General features: G+C 73.0%; 11 protein-coding genes. 4 read left to right on the top strand and 7 right to left on the bottom strand.

Annotated elements, in window-relative coordinates; genetic code table 11:
* Positions 1-38 precede the first annotated feature (38 nt).
* The 7 genes from murD to rsmH form a co-directional block, all read right to left on the bottom strand.
* Positions 39-1,472, bottom strand: coding sequence for a UDP-N-acetylmuramoyl-L-alanine--D-glutamate ligase (gene murD, locus ACWGH0_RS15875; protein WP_453404791.1), 1,434 nt, complete (start codon positions 1,470-1,472; stop codon positions 39-41).
* Positions 1,454-2,524 carry a phospho-N-acetylmuramoyl-pentapeptide-transferase gene (mraY, locus tag ACWGH0_RS15870; protein ID WP_453404722.1) on the bottom strand — a complete coding sequence of 357 codons (1,071 nt, stop codon included), beginning with the start codon at positions 2,522-2,524 and terminating at the stop codon, positions 1,454-1,456. Before mraY ends, murD begins: the two co-directional genes overlap by 19 nt.
* On the bottom strand, positions 2,521-3,936 hold the full coding sequence (locus ACWGH0_RS15865) for a UDP-N-acetylmuramoyl-tripeptide--D-alanyl-D-alanine ligase (RefSeq protein WP_453404721.1): 1,416 nt from the start codon (positions 3,934-3,936) through the stop codon (positions 2,521-2,523). The genes mraY and ACWGH0_RS15865 overlap by 4 nt, the downstream gene beginning before the upstream one ends.
* Positions 3,933-5,531, bottom strand: a complete 1,599-nt coding sequence (locus tag ACWGH0_RS15860) for a UDP-N-acetylmuramoyl-L-alanyl-D-glutamate--2,6-diaminopimelate ligase (protein ID WP_453404720.1) — start codon at positions 5,529-5,531, stop codon at positions 3,933-3,935. The genes ACWGH0_RS15865 and ACWGH0_RS15860 overlap by 4 nt, the downstream gene beginning before the upstream one ends.
* A gap of 172 nt (positions 5,532-5,703) precedes the next feature.
* Complete coding sequence (locus ACWGH0_RS15855; RefSeq protein ID WP_453404719.1) at positions 5,704-7,677, bottom strand: peptidoglycan D,D-transpeptidase FtsI family protein; 1,974 nt, start codon at positions 7,675-7,677, stop codon at positions 5,704-5,706.
* A gap of 65 nt (positions 7,678-7,742) precedes the next feature.
* Positions 7,743-8,336, bottom strand: a complete 594-nt coding sequence (locus ACWGH0_RS15850; protein ID WP_453404718.1) for an FtsB family cell division protein — start codon at positions 8,334-8,336, stop codon at positions 7,743-7,745.
* Positions 8,333-9,289 carry a 16S rRNA (cytosine(1402)-N(4))-methyltransferase RsmH gene (rsmH, locus tag ACWGH0_RS15845; protein WP_453404717.1) on the bottom strand — a complete coding sequence of 319 codons (957 nt, stop codon included), beginning with the start codon at positions 9,287-9,289 and terminating at the stop codon, positions 8,333-8,335. The genes ACWGH0_RS15850 and rsmH overlap by 4 nt, the downstream gene beginning before the upstream one ends.
* Before the next feature lie 394 nt (positions 9,290-9,683).
* On the opposite strand from rsmH, the gene ACWGH0_RS15840 reads away from it, so the two are divergent.
* From ACWGH0_RS15840 to ACWGH0_RS15825, 4 genes are all read left to right on the top strand, one after another.
* Positions 9,684-10,247, top strand: a complete 564-nt coding sequence (locus ACWGH0_RS15840; protein WP_453404716.1) for a beta-class carbonic anhydrase — start codon at positions 9,684-9,686, stop codon at positions 10,245-10,247.
* 213 nt (positions 10,248-10,460) lie between these two features.
* Complete coding sequence (locus tag ACWGH0_RS15835) at positions 10,461-11,495, top strand: AAA family ATPase (RefSeq protein ID WP_453404715.1); 1,035 nt, start codon at positions 10,461-10,463, stop codon at positions 11,493-11,495.
* Entirely contained in the window at positions 11,495-12,916 is a 1,422-nt protein-coding gene (locus tag ACWGH0_RS15830) for a DUF58 domain-containing protein (RefSeq protein ID WP_453404714.1), read from the top strand. The genes ACWGH0_RS15835 and ACWGH0_RS15830 overlap by 1 nt, the downstream gene beginning before the upstream one ends.
* Positions 12,913-15,354, top strand: coding sequence for a transglutaminase TgpA family protein (locus ACWGH0_RS15825; RefSeq protein WP_453404713.1), 2,442 nt, complete (start codon positions 12,913-12,915; stop codon positions 15,352-15,354). The genes ACWGH0_RS15830 and ACWGH0_RS15825 overlap by 4 nt, the downstream gene beginning before the upstream one ends.
* Positions 15,355-15,571 lie beyond the last annotated feature (217 nt).

The raw sequence follows: 15,571 nt of genomic DNA, 5'->3' as shown, positions 1-15,571 counted from the left end.
CGCTGCGCCGGCCGGTCCGTGGCGCGGGGACCGGTCCGCTAGTCGCGCTCCGGAGCCAACTCGCGTACGGCGGCGGCGAACGCCTCGCCACGCTTGTTGTAGTTGGTGAACATGTCCATGGAGGCGCAGGCCGGGGCCAGCAGGACCGTGTCCCCGGGCCGCGCGAGCCGCGCGGCTTCCCCGACCGCCGCCGACATCGCCCCAGTGTCGGTCCGGTCGAGGTCGACCACCGGTACTTCGGGCGCGTGTCGCGCGAGGGCTTCGCGGATCAGGGCGCGGTCGGCGCCGATGAGGACGGCGGCGCGCAGGCGCTTCGCCGACTTCTGGACGAGCTCGTCGAAGGTGGCTCCCTTGGCGAGGCCGCCCGCGATCCACACGATGGGGTCGTACGCCGCGAGGGACGCCTCGGCGGCGTGCGTGTTGGTGGCCTTCGAGTCGTCGACGTACGCGACGCCGGCCACGTCCGCGACGTGCTCGATGCGGTGGGCGTCGGGGCGGAAGGCGCGCAGGCCGTCGCGCACGGCGGCGGGCTCGACGCCGTAGGCGCGGGCGAGGGCCGCCGCCGCGAGGGCGTTGGCGACGTTGTGCGGGGCGGGCGGGTTGACGTCGGAGACGTCCGCAAGCTCCTGGGCGTTCTTCTGGCGGTTCGCGACGAAGGCGCGGTCGACCAGGATGCCGTCGACGACGCCGAGTTGGGAGGGCGCGGGCGGGCCGAGGGTGAAGCCGATCGCGCGGCAGCCCTCCTCGACGTCGGCCTCGCGGACCAGGGCCTCGGTCGCCGGGTCGGCGGCGTTGTAGACGCACGCGACCTGGTTGCCCTCGTAGATCCGGCCCTTGTCGGCGGCGTACGCCTCCATGGAGCCGTGCCAGTCGAGGTGGTCGGGGGCGAGGTTCAGGACGGCCGCGGAGTGGGCCCGCAGCGAGGGCGCCCAGTGCAGCTGGTAGCTGGAGAGCTCGACGGCCAGTACGTCGTACTCCTCGTCGCCGAGGACGGCGTCGAGCAGCGATACGCCGATGTTGCCGACGGCGGCGGTCCGCAGGCCGGCGGCCTCCAGGATGGAGGCCAGCATGCGCACGGTCGTGGTCTTGCCGTTGGTGCCGGTGACGGCGAGCCAGGGGGCGGCGTCCGGGCCGCGCAGGCGCCACGCCAGTTCGACGTCGCCCCAGATCTCCACGCCCGCCTCGGCGGCGGCCAGGAACAGCGGCTTGTCGGGCTTCCACCCGGGGGCGGTGACGACGAGTTCGGTGCCCTCGGGGAGGGTCGCGCCGTCACCGAGGCGCACGGTCGCGCCGAGCGCCTCGAGTTCGGCGGCCTGGGCCCGCGCGCGCGCGTCGTCGCCGTCGTTGACGACGGTGACGTGGGCCCCGAGACCCCGCAGCACACGTGCCGCGGGGATCCCGGAGACGCCGAGACCCGCGACGGTCACCCGCTTGCCGGTCCAGGTCGCTTCTGTCACTTGTCGGCCGCCCAGCCCGCGTAGAAGAGCCCGAGGCCGACGATCACGCACATGCCCTGGATGATCCAGAAGCGGACCACCACGAGGACTTCGGACCAGCCCTTGAGCTCGAAGTGGTGCTGGAGCGGCGCCATCTTGAAGACGCGCTTGCCGGTCAGCTTGAACGAGCCGACCTGGATCACGACGGACATCGTGATGAGGACGAACAGGCCGCCGAGGAGCGCCATCAGGAACTCGGTGCGCGAGCAGATCGCCAGACCCGCCAGGGCGCCGCCGAGTGCGAGCGAGCCTGTGTCACCCATGAAGATCTTGGCGGGCGAGGTGTTCCACCACAGGAAGCCGAAGCAGGCGCCCATGAGGGCGGCGGCGACGACCGCGAGGTCCAGGGGGTCGCGCACTTCGAAGCAGGCGTCCGGGTTGGTCAGGCTCAGCGCGTCGGCGCAGGACTCCTGGAACTGCCACAGACCGATGAAGGTGTACGCGCCGAAGACCATCACGGAGGCGCCGGTGGCGAGTCCGTCGAGGCCGTCGGTGAGGTTCACGCCGTTCGACATCGCCAGGATCATGAACAGCGCCCAGACGACGAACAGCACCGGGCCGATGGACCAGCCGAAGTCCTGGACGAAGGACAGCTTGGTGGACGCCGGGGCGAGGCCGCGGAAGTCCTTGAACTGGAGGGCCAGCACCGCGAAGGCGATGCCGACGATCAGCTGTCCGGCCATCTTCGCCTTGGCCCGCAGGCCCAGCGAACGCTGCTTGACGATCTTGATGTAGTCGTCGAGGAAGCCGACCAGGCCCATGCCCGCCATGAGGAAGAGCACCAGCAGACCGGAGGCGCTCGGCTTCTCGCCGGTGATCACCTTCGCCAGGGCGTACGCGATGAGCGTGGCCAGGATGAAGGCGATGCCGCCCATGGTGGGGGTGCCGCGCTTGCCGTGGTGGCCGCGCGGACCGTCGTCCCGGATGAACTGCCCGTATCCCTTGCGGGCCAGCAGTTTGATCAGCAGCGGGGTGCCGATCAGGGTCAGGAAGAGCCCAATGGCTCCCGCGAAGAGGATCTGCCTCATCGGCCGGCGACCTCACCCTCGGCTCGGTGGTCGAGGAGCGCCTGCGCGACCCGCTCGAGACCGACCGACCTGGAAGCCTTCACCAGCACGACGTCTCCCGGACGCAGCTCACTGCGCAACAGGTCGACCGCCGCCTGCGCGTCGGACACGTGCACCGACTCCTCACCCCACGAACCCTCGTTGTAAGCGCCCAGCTGCAGCCAGGACGCTTCCCTGCCCCCGACCGCCACGAGCTTGCTGACGTTGAGCCGGACGGCGAGCCGTCCGACCGCGTCGTGCTCGGCGAGCGAATCGTCACCCAGCTCGGCCATCTGTCCGAGCACCGCCCACGTACGACGCCCCTGGCCCATGGCCGCGAGCGCGCGCAGGGCGGCTCGCATGGATTCGGGGTTCGCGTTGTAGGCGTCGTTGACGACTGTCACGCCGTCAGGACGCTCGGTGACCTCCATGCGCCAGCGGGACAGCGTGCCCGCCTCGGAGAGCGCGGTGGCGATCTCGTCGACGGACATGCCCAGCTCATGGGCGACGGCGGCCGCGGCGAGCGCGTTCGACACGTGGTGCTCACCGTACAGCCGCATGGTCACGTCACTGCACCCGGTGGGTGTGTGAAGGATGAAGGAAGGCTGTCCGGTGCCGGTGAGCCGGACGTTCTCGGCCCGTACGTCCGCATCTGCGGCTTCACCGAAGAGCACGACGCGGGCCTTGGTCCGGGACGACATGGCCCGTACGAGCTGGTCGTCGGCGTTGAGGACGGCCACACCGCCCGCGTCCGCCGGCGGCAGCGCCTCGACCATCTCGCCCTTGGCCTGCGCGATCTGCTCGCGGCCGCCGAACTCGCCGATGTGGGCGGTTCCGACGTTCAGTACGAGGCCGATGTGCGGCGGGGTCAGCTCGGTGAGGTACCGGATGTGGCCGATGCCGCGCGCGCCCATCTCCAGGACCAGGTGCTCGGTCTCCTCGGTGGCGCGCAGGGCGGTGAGGGGCAGGCCGATCTCGTTGTTGAGGGAGCCGGGCGTCCAGACCGTGGGGGCCTTGTGCTCCAGCAGCTGGGCGATCAGGTCCTTGGTCGACGTCTTGCCGGCGGAGCCGGTGAGGGCGACGACCCTGGTGCCGAGGCGTCCGACGACGGCGCGGGCCAGGGCGCCCAGCGCCTCGGTGACGTCGTCCACGACGATGGCCGGCACGCCGACCGGCCGGGTGGCCAGTACGGCGGTCGCGCCGGCGGTCACGGCCCGCTCGGCGTAGTCGTGGCCGTCGACCTTCTCGCCGGCGAAGGCGGCGAACAGGCTGCCGGGGAGCACCTCGCGGGAGTCGATGACGACGGGCCCGGTGACCTGGAGGCCGCTGTCCGGTATGTCGTGCGCCTGCCCGCCGGTGATTCCGGCGATCTCGGCGAGGGAGAGTGCGATCACGGGGTCACCCCGCTGTCGTGGAGCGCTCCGGCGCTGCGGATGGCCGCGCGGAGCACCTGGCGGTCGTCGAAGGGGCGTACCACTCCGGCGAGGTCCTGTCCCTGCTCGTGGCCCTTGCCCGCGACGAGGACGGTGTCGCCGGGCTTGGCGCGGGCCACCGCCGCGGCGATGGCCGAGGCCCGGTCGGCGTCGACGAGCACGTCGCCGCGCTCGTGCGCGGGCACCTCGGCGGCGCCGGCGAGCATGGCGGCGAGGATCGCGAGGGGGTCCTCGGAGCGCGGGTTGTCGGAGGTCAGTACGGCGGTGTCGGCGAGGCGGGCCGCGGCGGCGCCCATCGAGGGCCGTTTCTGCTTGTCGCGGTCGCCGCCGCAGCCGAGCACGATGTGCAGCTCGCCCTGGGTGACCTTGCGCAGCGCGCGCAGGACCGATTCGACGGCGTCCGTCTTGTGGGCGTAGTCGACGACGGCGAGGTACGGCTGGCCCTCGTCCACGCGTTCCAGACGCCCCGGGACGCCGGGGACGGCGGCGATGCCGTCGGCGGCGGTCTGCGGGTCGACGCCCGCGACGGCGAGCGTCACGATCGCGGCGAGGGTGTTGGCGACGTTGAACGGGCCGGCCAGGGGCGCGGTCGCGGAGACGCGCTCCCCCTTGGGGCCGACGACCGTGAAGGTGCTCGTGACGGGGCCCACTTCGACGTCCTCGGCGCGCCAGTCGGCGTCGGGGTGGCCCTCGGCGGAGAAGGAGGTGACCGGGACGCCGGACTCGGTGATGAGCCTGCGGCCGTACTCGTCGTCGTGGTTCACGACGCCGGTCCTGCTGCGCTCCGGGGTGAAGAGACGTGCCTTCGCCTGGAAGTAGTCCTCCATGTCGGAGTGGAATTCCATGTGCTCGGGGCTCAGGTTGTTGAAGACGGCGACGTCGAAGACGCACCCGTCGACCCGGCCGAGCACCAGCGCGTGGCTGGAGACCTCCATGGCGACCGCCTCGACGCCGCGTTCGCGCATGACGGCGAACAGGGCCTGGAGGTCGGTGGCCTCGGGGGTGGTGCGCTCGGACTTGATGCGCTCGTCGCCGATGCGCATCTCGACCGTGCCGATGAGACCGGTCTTCCGGCCGGCCGCCCGCAGACCGCCCTCGACGAGGTACGCCGTGGTGGTCTTGCCGGACGTGCCGGTGATGCCGAGCTGGAGCAGGGCGTCGCCGGGGTGGCCGTAGATCTCGGTGGCGAGCTCACCCATCCGGCCGCGCGGGTCCTCGACGACGAGGACCGGGAGGCCGGTGGCCCCGGCTCTGGCGGCGCCGGTGGGGTCGGTGAGGATCGCGGCCGCGCCGAGACCCGCCGCCTGGGTGGCGAAGTCGGCGCCGTGGAGGCGCGCTCCGGGCAGGGCGGCGTAGAGGTCGCCGGGCCTGACCGCGCGGGAATCGTGCGTGATACCGGTGACCTCGGCCGCGTTCTCGACGGCTCCGGCCTCGGCACCCAGCCGTTCGGCCAGCTCCCCGAGGGGTGTCGGGCGGACCTCGGCCGGCCGGGGCGCTCCGGGGTACGTCACCGGGGCGTCCTTCTGGGTGGTTTGGGACTGATCAGCGTGTGGCACGGCGGTGAGCGTACCGGGCGTACCCGGCCCCTCGCGAAACGAGGGGTCCCGGCGCCCGGCGCCGCCGGCCGGGGGAGGCGGCGCGAGACCCGATGAGGAGGGGCCGCTGCGCGCGTCGGGGTCTTCGTGGTTCCCGGGGTTACGGGTGCTGGTTGTCACTGGTGGTCCTGAGTCACTCGCCGGGTGTGAAGGACACCGGCAGCCGGGCGGGCTTGCTGCCGGTCGGTGCGACCTGGAGGGTCTTGAGTGCGAACTCCATCACCTGCTTGTAGATGGGGCCGCAGATCTGACCGCCGAAGTAGCTGCCCCTGGTCGGGTTCTGAATGGCGCAGTAGACGGTGATCCTCGGCTTGTCGGCGGGTGCGAAACCGGCGAAGGACGCGGTGTAGCCCTTGTAGCGTCCGGTGGCCGGATCCACCCGGTTGGAGGTGCCGGTCTTCCCGCCGACGCGGTACCCGGGGATGCGCGCCCTGGTGCCCGTACCCTCCTCGTCGTCCACGACCGACTCCAGCATGGTGGCCAGGGTCTTCGCGGTCTTCTCGCTGACGACCCTCGTCTTCTTCGGCGCCGGCGCGGGGGTGAAGCGCCCGTCGGGGCCCTTGGTGCCGCGTACGAGGGTTGGCTGGATCCGTACGCCGCCGTTGGCGATCGTCGAGTAGACGGAGGCCGCCTGCATGGCGTTGAGGGACAGCCCCTGGCCGAACGGGATCGTGTACTGCTGCGAGGTGCTCCAGTCCTCGGGCGCGGCCAGGATCCCCGACGTCTCGCCGGGGTAGCCGAGGCCGCTGGGCCGGCCGATGCCGAACTTGTTCAGGTAGGAGTGCAGGACCCGGTTGGCCGCGCGCCGGGTCTTGCCGAGCTGCTCGGTCGCGAGGATCGTGCCGATGTTGCTGGACTTGGCGAGTACGCCGTTGAGCGTGAGGTACCAGGTCGGGTGGTCGATGTCGTCCTTGAACAGCCGGTCGCCCCGGTGCAGCCGGTTCGGTACGACGACGTGGGTGCCCGGTGCCGCCGCGTTCTCCTCCAGCACCGCCGCCATGGACATGACCTTGGCGGTGGAGCCGGGTTCGTACGCGTCCTGGAGGGCGGCGTTGCCCATGGCGGCGGCGTCGGCCTGCGAGAGGTCGTTCGGGTCGAACCCGGGCGCGTTGGCCATGGCGAGGACCTCGCCGGTGCGGGTGTCCTGGACTATCACGTACCCGCGGTCCGCCCCGGACTTGCGCACCTGCTCCGAGATGGCGTCCTGGGCGGCCCACTGGATGTCCCGGTCGATGGTCAGCTCGATGTCCGAGCCGGGCACGGCGGGCACCTCGCGGGCGCCCACGGTGGGCACCCTGCGGCCGCCGGACTGGGCGTACGTGATCTCCCCGTCCCGGCCGGCGAGCTCCTCGTCCAGCAGGGTCTCCAGACCGCCCGCGCCCTTGCCCTCGGCGTTGACGTAACCGAGTATCCCGGCGGCGAGGTCGCCGTTGGGGTAGACGCGCTTGCTGCTCGCCTCCTGGAAGACGCCGGCGAGCACGTTGACGCCCTTGCCGCCCCTGGCCCTGTCCTCGGCGGCCTTGTCGGCGAAGACGCTCTTGAGGTCCTTGATCTGGTTCCAGATCTGCGGCGTCTGGCGGCGGGCCAGTACGGCGTACTTGCTCTTGGGCGCCTTCAGCTTCTTCGCCAGGTCGTCCGCGTCCTTGCGGAGGATCGGCGCGAGGAGCGCGGCGGCCTGCTCGGGCGCGTCGGGGACCTTGGTGAACCCGCGGGTGAACATCGACGGGTCCGCGGTGATGTCGTGCGCGTCGACGCTGGTGGCCAGGGCGATGCCGCCGCGGTCGGTGATCTGGCCGCGCTCGGCGGCCAGCGTGGAGCTGGAGTAGCGGTTCTTCTCGGCCTTGGCGGTGTACGTGCTGGCGCCGACGGCCTGGACCTGGAGCAGCCGTACGACGAAGGCCAGCATGACCAGGGTCAGCCCGACGCCGACCAGGCGCAGCCGCGGCCTGGGGCTGCCGAGCACGAGGGACCGCGCGGGCTTCGGGGCGGGGCGGGGCCGCGCCACCGGGGGGCGCGGCCTGGGCCGCGCGGGGGGCTTGGGTCGTCCGCCGCCGTGCGGCCGCCCGGGGCCGGGCACGCGACGGCGCGGTGGTTCCTGGGGGGGCACTGCGTCACCTGCCGGGGGTCGTGGTCGGCTTCACGGACGGGACGGGGTGGCTGCGGGCCGGCCGGTCACGGCTGCGGGGCCGGGCCGGGAGCGGGTGGGCCGGCCGGGGCCGGCGGGGCGGCCGCCGGGGGCGGGGACGCGGGCGGCGCCGGGACGGCCGGGTCCGGCGGGGCTGCCGGGGCGAGCGGGGCCTGGGTTGGCGGGGAGGGCGCGGTCCGGGCGGGCGGGGAGGGGAACACCACCGGGGGCGGACCGGGAGCCGTGAGCGGCGCGCGGCGGGCGAACGCCGCGGCCGACGCCCGGGAGGGCACGCCCCGGACCGTGCCGTCGGGGCCGAGGAAGGCGGGGCTGCCGCCCGGCACCATGCCGAGTTCGCGGGCCCTGCGCTCCAGCGCGCCGGGCGCGGACCGGTCGTCCACGTCCTGCTGGAGCGCCTGCTCCTCGTCGGTCAGTTCGGTGGTCCGCTTCTTCAGTTCGCTCAGCTTGAACGAGCCCTCGTTGAGCGAGGAGTTCAGCAGCAGCAGGGTGATGAGACCACCGCCGAGCAGGAGTACGACCAGCAGTACGAAGGGGGTCCTGGCCGCCTGGTTGGGCCCCGACGGCATCAGCCGCGACAGTCGCGCGGCGCGCCCCTTCAGCTGCTTGGCCGGTTGGGTCACAGCACGTCCTCCCGGATGCGCTGCGCCCCCCGCAGCCGGGCGGGGGCGGCGCGGCGGTTCTCCGCGATCTCTTCCTCGGTCGGCAGTTCCGCGCCGCGCGTGAGCAGTTTCAGCCGGGGCTGGTACCGCTCGGGCACGACCGGCAGGCCGGGCGGCGCGGTGTTGGCGGCGCCTGCCGCGAACACCTGCTTGACCAGGCGGTCCTCCAGCGAGTGGTACGACAGGACCGCGATCCGGCCGTCCACGGCGAGCGACTTCACCGCCGCCGGAATGGCCCGCTCCAGCACGCTGAGCTCACCGTTGACCTCGATGCGCAGCGCCTGGAACGTGCGCTTGGCGGGGTTGCCGCCGGTGCGCTTCGCGGCCTGCGGCAGGGCGTCCCGGATCAGCTCGACGAGCCGGGCACTGTTGCTGAACGGCTCCTTCTCGCGCTCGCGCACGACCGCGGAGACGATTCTCTTGGCCTGCTTCTCCTCGCCGTACTGGCGCAGGATCCGCACGAGCTCCCCCGGCGGGTAGGTGTTGAGGACCTCGGCGGCGCTGACGCCGGTCGTCTGGTCCATGCGCATGTCCAGCGGGGCGTCGTGGGCGTACGCGAAGCCGCGCTCGCGCTCGTCGAGCTGCATGGAGGAGACGCCGAGGTCGAACAGGACGCCCTGCACCCGGGGGACGCCGAGCCGGTCCAGCACCTCGGGCAGCTCGTCGTAGACCGCGTGCATCAGGGTGGCCCGGTCCCCGAAGGGGGCGAGGCGCTCGCCGGAGAGCCGCAGCGCCTCCTTGTCACGGTCCAGGGCGACGAGCCGTGCCTCGGGGAAGGCGTTGAGCAGGGCCTCGCTGTGTCCGCCGAGGCCGAGGGTGCAGTCGACGACCACCGATCCCGGCTGCTGGAGGGCCGGGGCCAACAGGTCCAGGCATCGCTGGAGCATCACCGGGACGTGTCGGGTCTGGCTCATGCGCCCTCTCAGGTACCGGCGCGGTCCGTACGTACGGCCTGGTCCCCACCCGCTCGAAAGGGGACGGCCTGCCGGCGCCGGGGAAGTGGCGTCGGCCGACCGGCGAGCGGGAGGAGGCCGGGCCGTACGTACGCCGCGCACGCGGGGAAGTTCGGAATGTGCGAGATGTGTCCGTATCGCAGTAAGGGACGCGTCACGCCACCCACTTCGCGTCACTTTAGTCGACTCGTCCTGCCGGTCAATCAACGGGCCTGCGCGCGGCGCGGGCCTGTTTTCACTCGTACGGAGGATGCCTGGTGACGCCTGTGGGTTACCTCACAACAAGCCGCGTTGACGTTCTTTGTCCCTATCTCACAGCGGGCTCGGCCACCCCGTGACCATTAACGTCTATGGCATGTCGACTTTCGCGCAGGTACCCGCCGAGTCCAACGCCGAGAAGCGTGTCGAGGCACGTGTCGAAGGCTCAGTCACCGATCGCCTGGTCGAGGCGAACCGGGCGTACGCCGCGGACTTCCGCGACCCCGGGATGGACGCGCGGCCCGTGCTGGGCGTCGCCGTGGTCGCCTGCATGGACGCCCGCCTCGACCTGCACGCCGCCCTCGGCCTGGAACTGGGCGACTGCCACACCATCCGCAACGCCGGCGGTGCGGTCACCGACGACGTGATCCGCTCGCTGACCATCAGCCAGCGCGCGCTCGGCACCCGCAGCGTCGTACTCATCCACCACACGACGTGCGGCCTGGAAACCCTCACCGAGGACTTCCGGCAGGAGCTGGAGCACGAGGTCGGACAGCGCCCGTCGTGGGCCGTCGAGGCGTTCCGGGACGTCGACCAGGACGTCCGCCAGTCGATGCAGCGCGTGCGGACCTCGCCGTTCCTGCTGCACACCGACGACGTGCGCGGCTTCGTGTTCGACGTGAAGTCCGGTCTGCTGCGGGAGATCGATCCGGTCAAGTGAAGCCGTCCGTTCGGTGAAGTGGTCGGACGAAATACGGCAACCCCCGACATATCCCTCCCCGTTGTCCACAGGCGAGTGACACGAACGGGTAACGGCAACAACAATGCGGGTGTGACATCGCTCCGGAACCTCCGAGCGTGATGTCCGTGTTCCGGGGTGGGCCGCTGCGTCGTCGTGGCGTCGGCCCGTGATGAACGGGCCGAGGAGGGCCGGGTGACGACCTATGACGATCGAGCGAGCCTCACAGATCTGACCACCACAGCGGAGCGTGTCCGCAGGTCGGTGGAGAGTGTGATCGAGGGCAAGCCGGAGGTCGTACGGCTTTCGCTGACCGTGCTCCTCGCCGAGGGGCATCTGCTGATCGAAGACGTGCCGGGCGTGGGCAAGACGATGCTCGCCAAGGCGCTGGCGAGATCCGTCGACTGTTCGGTACGGCGTATCCAGTTCACGCCCGACCTGCTGCCGTCGGACATCACCGGTGTGAGCATCTACGACCAGCAGCGGCGCGAGTTCGAGTTCAAGCCGGGCGCGATCTTCGCCCAGATCGTGATCGGCGACGAGATCAACCGCGCCTCGCCGAAGACCCAGTCCGCGCTGCTGGAGTCGATGGAGGAGCGCCAGGTCACCATCGACGGCCAGACGTACGAGCTGCCGTCGCCCTTCATGGTGGTCGCGACGCAGAACCCGGTGGAGATGGAGGGCACGTACCCGCTGCCCGAGGCCCAGCGGGACCGCTTCATGGCACGGGTCTCCATCGGCTATCCCAGCGCCGAGGCCGAGTTCCAGATGCTGGACGTGCACGGGGCGGCGTCGCCGCTCGACGACCTCCAGCCGGTGGCGCACGCGCACGACATCCTGAAGCTGATCGACGCGGTCCGCAGCGTGCACGTGGCCGACGCGGTACGGCGGTACGCGGTGGAGCTGGTCTCGGCCACCCGCACCCACCCCGACCTGCGCCTCGGCGCCTCGCCGCGCGCCACGCTGCACCTGCTGCGCGCGGCCAAGGCGTCCGCCGCGCTGAGCGGACGCGACTACGCGCTGCCCGACGACGTACAGGCCCTCGCGGTGGCGGTGCTCGCGCACCGGCTGCTGCCGACGGCCCAGGCGCAGCTGAACCGGCGTACGTCCGAGCAGGTCGTGCGGGACATCCTCCAGCGCACCGCCGTGCCCACGGCGGAGGGCGGCAGGGCGGCGCCGCCCCCCGTCGCGGCGTACGGCGCGCAGCAGCCCGGCGTACGGCGGCTGTGATGGAGGCAGGGGGGCCCGCGGCGGGTGACGGCGACGACGCGGGCGGTGACAAAGGCGGGCTGCGGGCCGCGCTGTCGGGGCTGACGACGCGCGGACGGTCGTTCCTCGCGGCCGGCGTGGCCGCCGCCGTGTGCGCGTACGTCCTCGGCCAGGGCGACCTGCTGCGGATCGGGCTGCTGCTCGCCGTGCTGCCGCTGGTCTGCGTGGCCGTTCTGTACCGCACGCGCTACCAGGTCGCGGGCAGCAGGCGGCTGACGCCGTCGCGCGCGCCGACGGGCTCGGAGGCGCGCGTGCGCCTGCGGCTGGACAACGTCTCGCGGCTGCCCACCGGTCTGCTCATGCTCCAGGACCGGGTGCCGTACGTGCTCGGGCCGCGCCCCCGGTTCGTCCTGGACCGGGTAGAGGCGGGCGGCCGGCGCGAGGTGTCGTACCGGGTCCGGTCCGATCTGCGCGGGCGCTACCCGCTCGGCCCGCTCCAGCTCCGGCTGACGGACCCCTTCGGCATGTGCGAGCTGACCCGCTCGTTCAGCGCGTACGACACCCTGACGGTCGTCCCGCGCGTCGAGGAACTGCCCGCGGTGCGGATGACGGGCGAGGCGTCGGGGTACGGCGACGGGCGCAACCGCTCGCTCGCGCTGGCCGGCGAGGACGACGTCATCCCGCGCGGCTACCGGCACGGCGACGACCTGCGCCGCGTGCACTGGCGTTCCACCGCGCGCTACGGCGAGCTCATGGTGCGCCGCGAGGAACAGCCGCAGCGCGCCAGGTGCACGGTGCTGCTCGACACCCGGCGAAACGCGTACCGGGGGGCCGGTCCCGACTCGGCCTTCGAGTGGGCGGTGTCCGGGGCGGCCTCCGCTCTGGCGCACATGCTCGAACGCGGCTTCTCGGTACGGCTGTTGACCGACACCGGCAACTCGGTCCCCGGTGAGGGCGCCGACGGTTTCGCCGGGGCCACCCAGGAGACGGCCGACTCGGCCGGGCTGATGATGGACACGCTCGCCGTGGTCGGACACTCGGACGGCCCGGGGCTCTCCGCCTCGTACGACGTGCTGCGGGGCGGCAACGAGGGGCTGCTGATCGCCTTCTTCGGCGAGCTCGACGAGGAACAGGCGGCTGTCGCGGCGCGCATGCGCCGGCGCAGCGGGGCCGCCGTCGCCTTCGTGCTGGACAGCGAGACCTGGGCGCGGGGGCGGGCGCCCGGCCAGGACCGCGCGGTGGACGCCGCGGGCCTCGCGGCACGCGTGCCGGCCGAGGCCGAGGAACGGGTCAGGCCGCTGCGCGAGGCGGGGTGGACGGTGCTGACCGTACCGCCCGGGATGCCGCTGGCCGATCTGTGGCGGATGGCCGAACGACAGCGCGCCGGCGCGGGGGCCTCCCCCTCGGGCGGCGCGGCGGGCACGACGGGGAGCTGGTCATGAGCGGTCGCGGACGCCTGGCGCTGTGCGCCACGGCGGCCAGCCTGATGGCGGCGGGCGCGCTGCTGCCGCTGGTCGACAAGGACGCCTGGATCCTGACGGCTGCGCTGCTGGTGGCGGTCCAGGCGGGGGTGGGGGCGCTCGCGCGGCGGGTGCCGCTGGCCCGCACGCTGACCGTGGCGGTCCAGGCTGTGGTGGCCCTGATGATGCTGACGCTCGTGTTCGCGCGGGACGCGGCCGTCGGCGGGGTGCTGCCGGGGCCGGAGGCGGTCCAGGAGTTCACGCGGCTGCTGACGACCGGCGCCGACGAGGTCGGGCGGTACGCCATCCCGGCGCCGGCGACCGAGGGCATCAGGCTGATGCTGGTCGGCGGTGTGCTGCTGATCGCGCTCGCGGTGGACGCGATCGCGGTGACGTTCCGCAGCGCGGCCCCGGCCGGGCTGCCGCTGCTCGCGCTCTACTCGGTGGCCGCCGGGCTCTCGCCGGGCGGCGCGAGCTGGATGTGGTTCCTGCTGGCCGCCTCCGGTTACCTGCTGCTCCTGCTGGCCGAGGGCCGGGACCGGCTCTCGCAGTGGGGCCGCGTCTTCAGCGGTGCGCCCCGCGCCGGCGGGCGCACGGCGGCCGGCGGGTACGAGAGCGCGGGCGGCTCCGCGCTGGCCCCCGTCCGTACGGGCCGTCGTATCGGCGTAGTGGCGCTCGGCGTGGCACTGGCGGTCCCCGCGGCACTGCCCGCCCTGGACGGCGGCCTGCTGAGCACGGCGGGCAGCGCGAGCGGCGGCGGCTCGGGCGGCGGCACCATCTCCGCGGTCAATCCGCTGGTGTCGCTCCAGAACAGCCTCAACCAGCCCGAGGACCGCGAGGTGCTGCGGTACCGCACGAACACGGACAGCACCAAGGACCTGTACCTGCGGATCGTCGCGCTCGACCAGTTCGACGGCGCCGCGTGGAAGTCGTCCGAGCGCCGGATCGAGGACGTGCCCGACCGGCTGCCGCGCCCGCAGGGGCTCGCCGCCGGCGTCCGCGTGACGGAGATCAACTCCAGCGTCTCGGCCGCCGGCTGGTACGCGCAGAGCTATCTGCCGCTCCCCTACCCGGCGACGCGGGTGGACATAGGCGGCCGCTGGCGTTACGAACCGGCCGGCCGCACCGTCGTGGGCGACCGGGGCCAGACCACCCGGGGCGTGCGGTACACGGCCGGGAGCCTGGTGGTGCGTCCGACCGCCGGGCAGCTGGCCTCGGCGACGCCGCCGCCCGCCGGGCTGCTGCGCGATTTCACCAAGGTGCCCGGTTCACTGCCCGAGGTCGTCGAGGCGACCGCGCTGCGGATCACGAAGGACGCGTCGAACGACTACGAGCGCGCGGTGGCGCTACAGGACTGGTTCGCGTCCGAGGGCGGCTTCCGGTACGACACAGAGGTGCGGTCGGGCAGCGGCACGGCGGCGATCACCCGCTTCCTCCGGGACAAGGAGGGCTTCTGCGTCCACTTCTCGTTCACGATGGCGGCGATGGCCCGCACGCTCGGCATCCCGGCGCGGGTGGCGGTGGGCTTCACGCCGGGCACGGCGCAGGGCGACGGGACCATGTCGGTCGGGCTGCGCGACGCGCACGCCTGGCCCGAGCTGTACTTCGAGGGTGTGGGCTGGACCCGGTTCGAGCCGACGCCGACCCGTGGCTCGGTGCCGGACTACACCCGCGACCAGACACCGTCCGAGACCGCCTCCGAGGCGGCGCAGGCCCGGCCGAGCACCTCCAGCGCGCCCTCGGCGGCGCCGAGCGTGACGGACAGCTGCCCGCCGCAGATGCGGCGGCAGGGCGAGTGCGGCGCGGCGGTGCAGCAGGGAGGCGGGGGATCCACGACCCCGTGGTGGGTCCTGTTCGGCGGACTGCTGTGGGTGACGGCCGTGGTGTTCGGCGTACTGGTGCTCGCGCTGGTGCTGTCGCTGCCGCTGCTGTGGCGGATCCACGTCCGTTCGCAACGGCTGGGGTCCAAGGGGCGTACGCCCGTGGACGCGGCCGCCCGTACGCTCGCCGGCTGGCGGGAGATCACTGACGCGGCCTGGGACCACGGCATTGCGCCGGACGAGTCCCAGACGCCCCGCAAGGCGGCCGCGCGGATCGTGCGCCTCGGCAAGCTCGAAGGGGCCTCGGCCGAGGCCGTGCACCGGGCGGCGGGCGCCGTGGAGCAGGTTCTGTACTCTCCTCGGCCGCCCGTGGTGGGCAGCCTCACCGAGGAGGCCCGGCTGGTGCGGGCCGGGCTGCGGGCCGCGGCGGGCCGGGGAGCGCGCCTGCGGGCGGTCCTCGTGCCGCGCTCGGCCGTCCGGGTGGTCTGGGCGCTCTCCGCGCGCTGGGCCGCCGTGACGAACCGGTGGGAGGCCGGCCGCCGAGGGCTGGAGCAGTGGGCGGGCGGCCTGCGCCGCCGCCCCTCACGGCAGCGCGGCTGACGCGGCGGGGGCGGGCCGGCCGCGTGCGGGCCTGCCTGCCCGGACCGGTGGTGAAGCGGTGGAAGCACGCCCTGCCAGGGCCACGGGCTGCGAACGCAGTGAGGGGGGGGCGCGGGGGGGGGGGGGCCCCCGCCGCCGGTGGGGAAGGTGGGGGTGGGTGTACCCCTGGTGGGGGGGGGGAAAAGGGCCGGGTGGGTTTAGCAAGACCAAGAAACGC

The sequence above is a fragment of the Streptomyces sp. NPDC054887 genome (assembly GCF_053610585.1).
The sequence above is the reverse complement of the archived record's forward strand: the minus strand, read 5'-3'. Positions and strand labels throughout refer to the sequence as shown.

Excerpts from the sequence above, each read along its gene's own strand:
- mraY (WP_453404722.1), bottom strand. The coding sequence starts at position 2,524 with ATGAGGCAGATCCTCTTCGCGGGAGCCATTGGGCTCTTCCTGACCCTG.
- ACWGH0_RS15830 (WP_453404714.1), top strand. The coding sequence starts at position 11,495 with ATGGAGGCAGGGGGGCCCGCGGCGGGTGACGGCGACGACGCGGGCGGT.
- ACWGH0_RS15825 (WP_453404713.1), top strand. The coding sequence starts at position 12,913 with ATGAGCGGTCGCGGACGCCTGGCGCTGTGCGCCACGGCGGCCAGCCTG.
- ACWGH0_RS15840 (WP_453404716.1), top strand. The coding sequence starts at position 9,684 with ATGTCGACTTTCGCGCAGGTACCCGCCGAGTCCAACGCCGAGAAGCGT.
- rsmH (WP_453404717.1), bottom strand. The coding sequence starts at position 9,289 with ATGAGCCAGACCCGACACGTCCCGGTGATGCTCCAGCGATGCCTGGAC.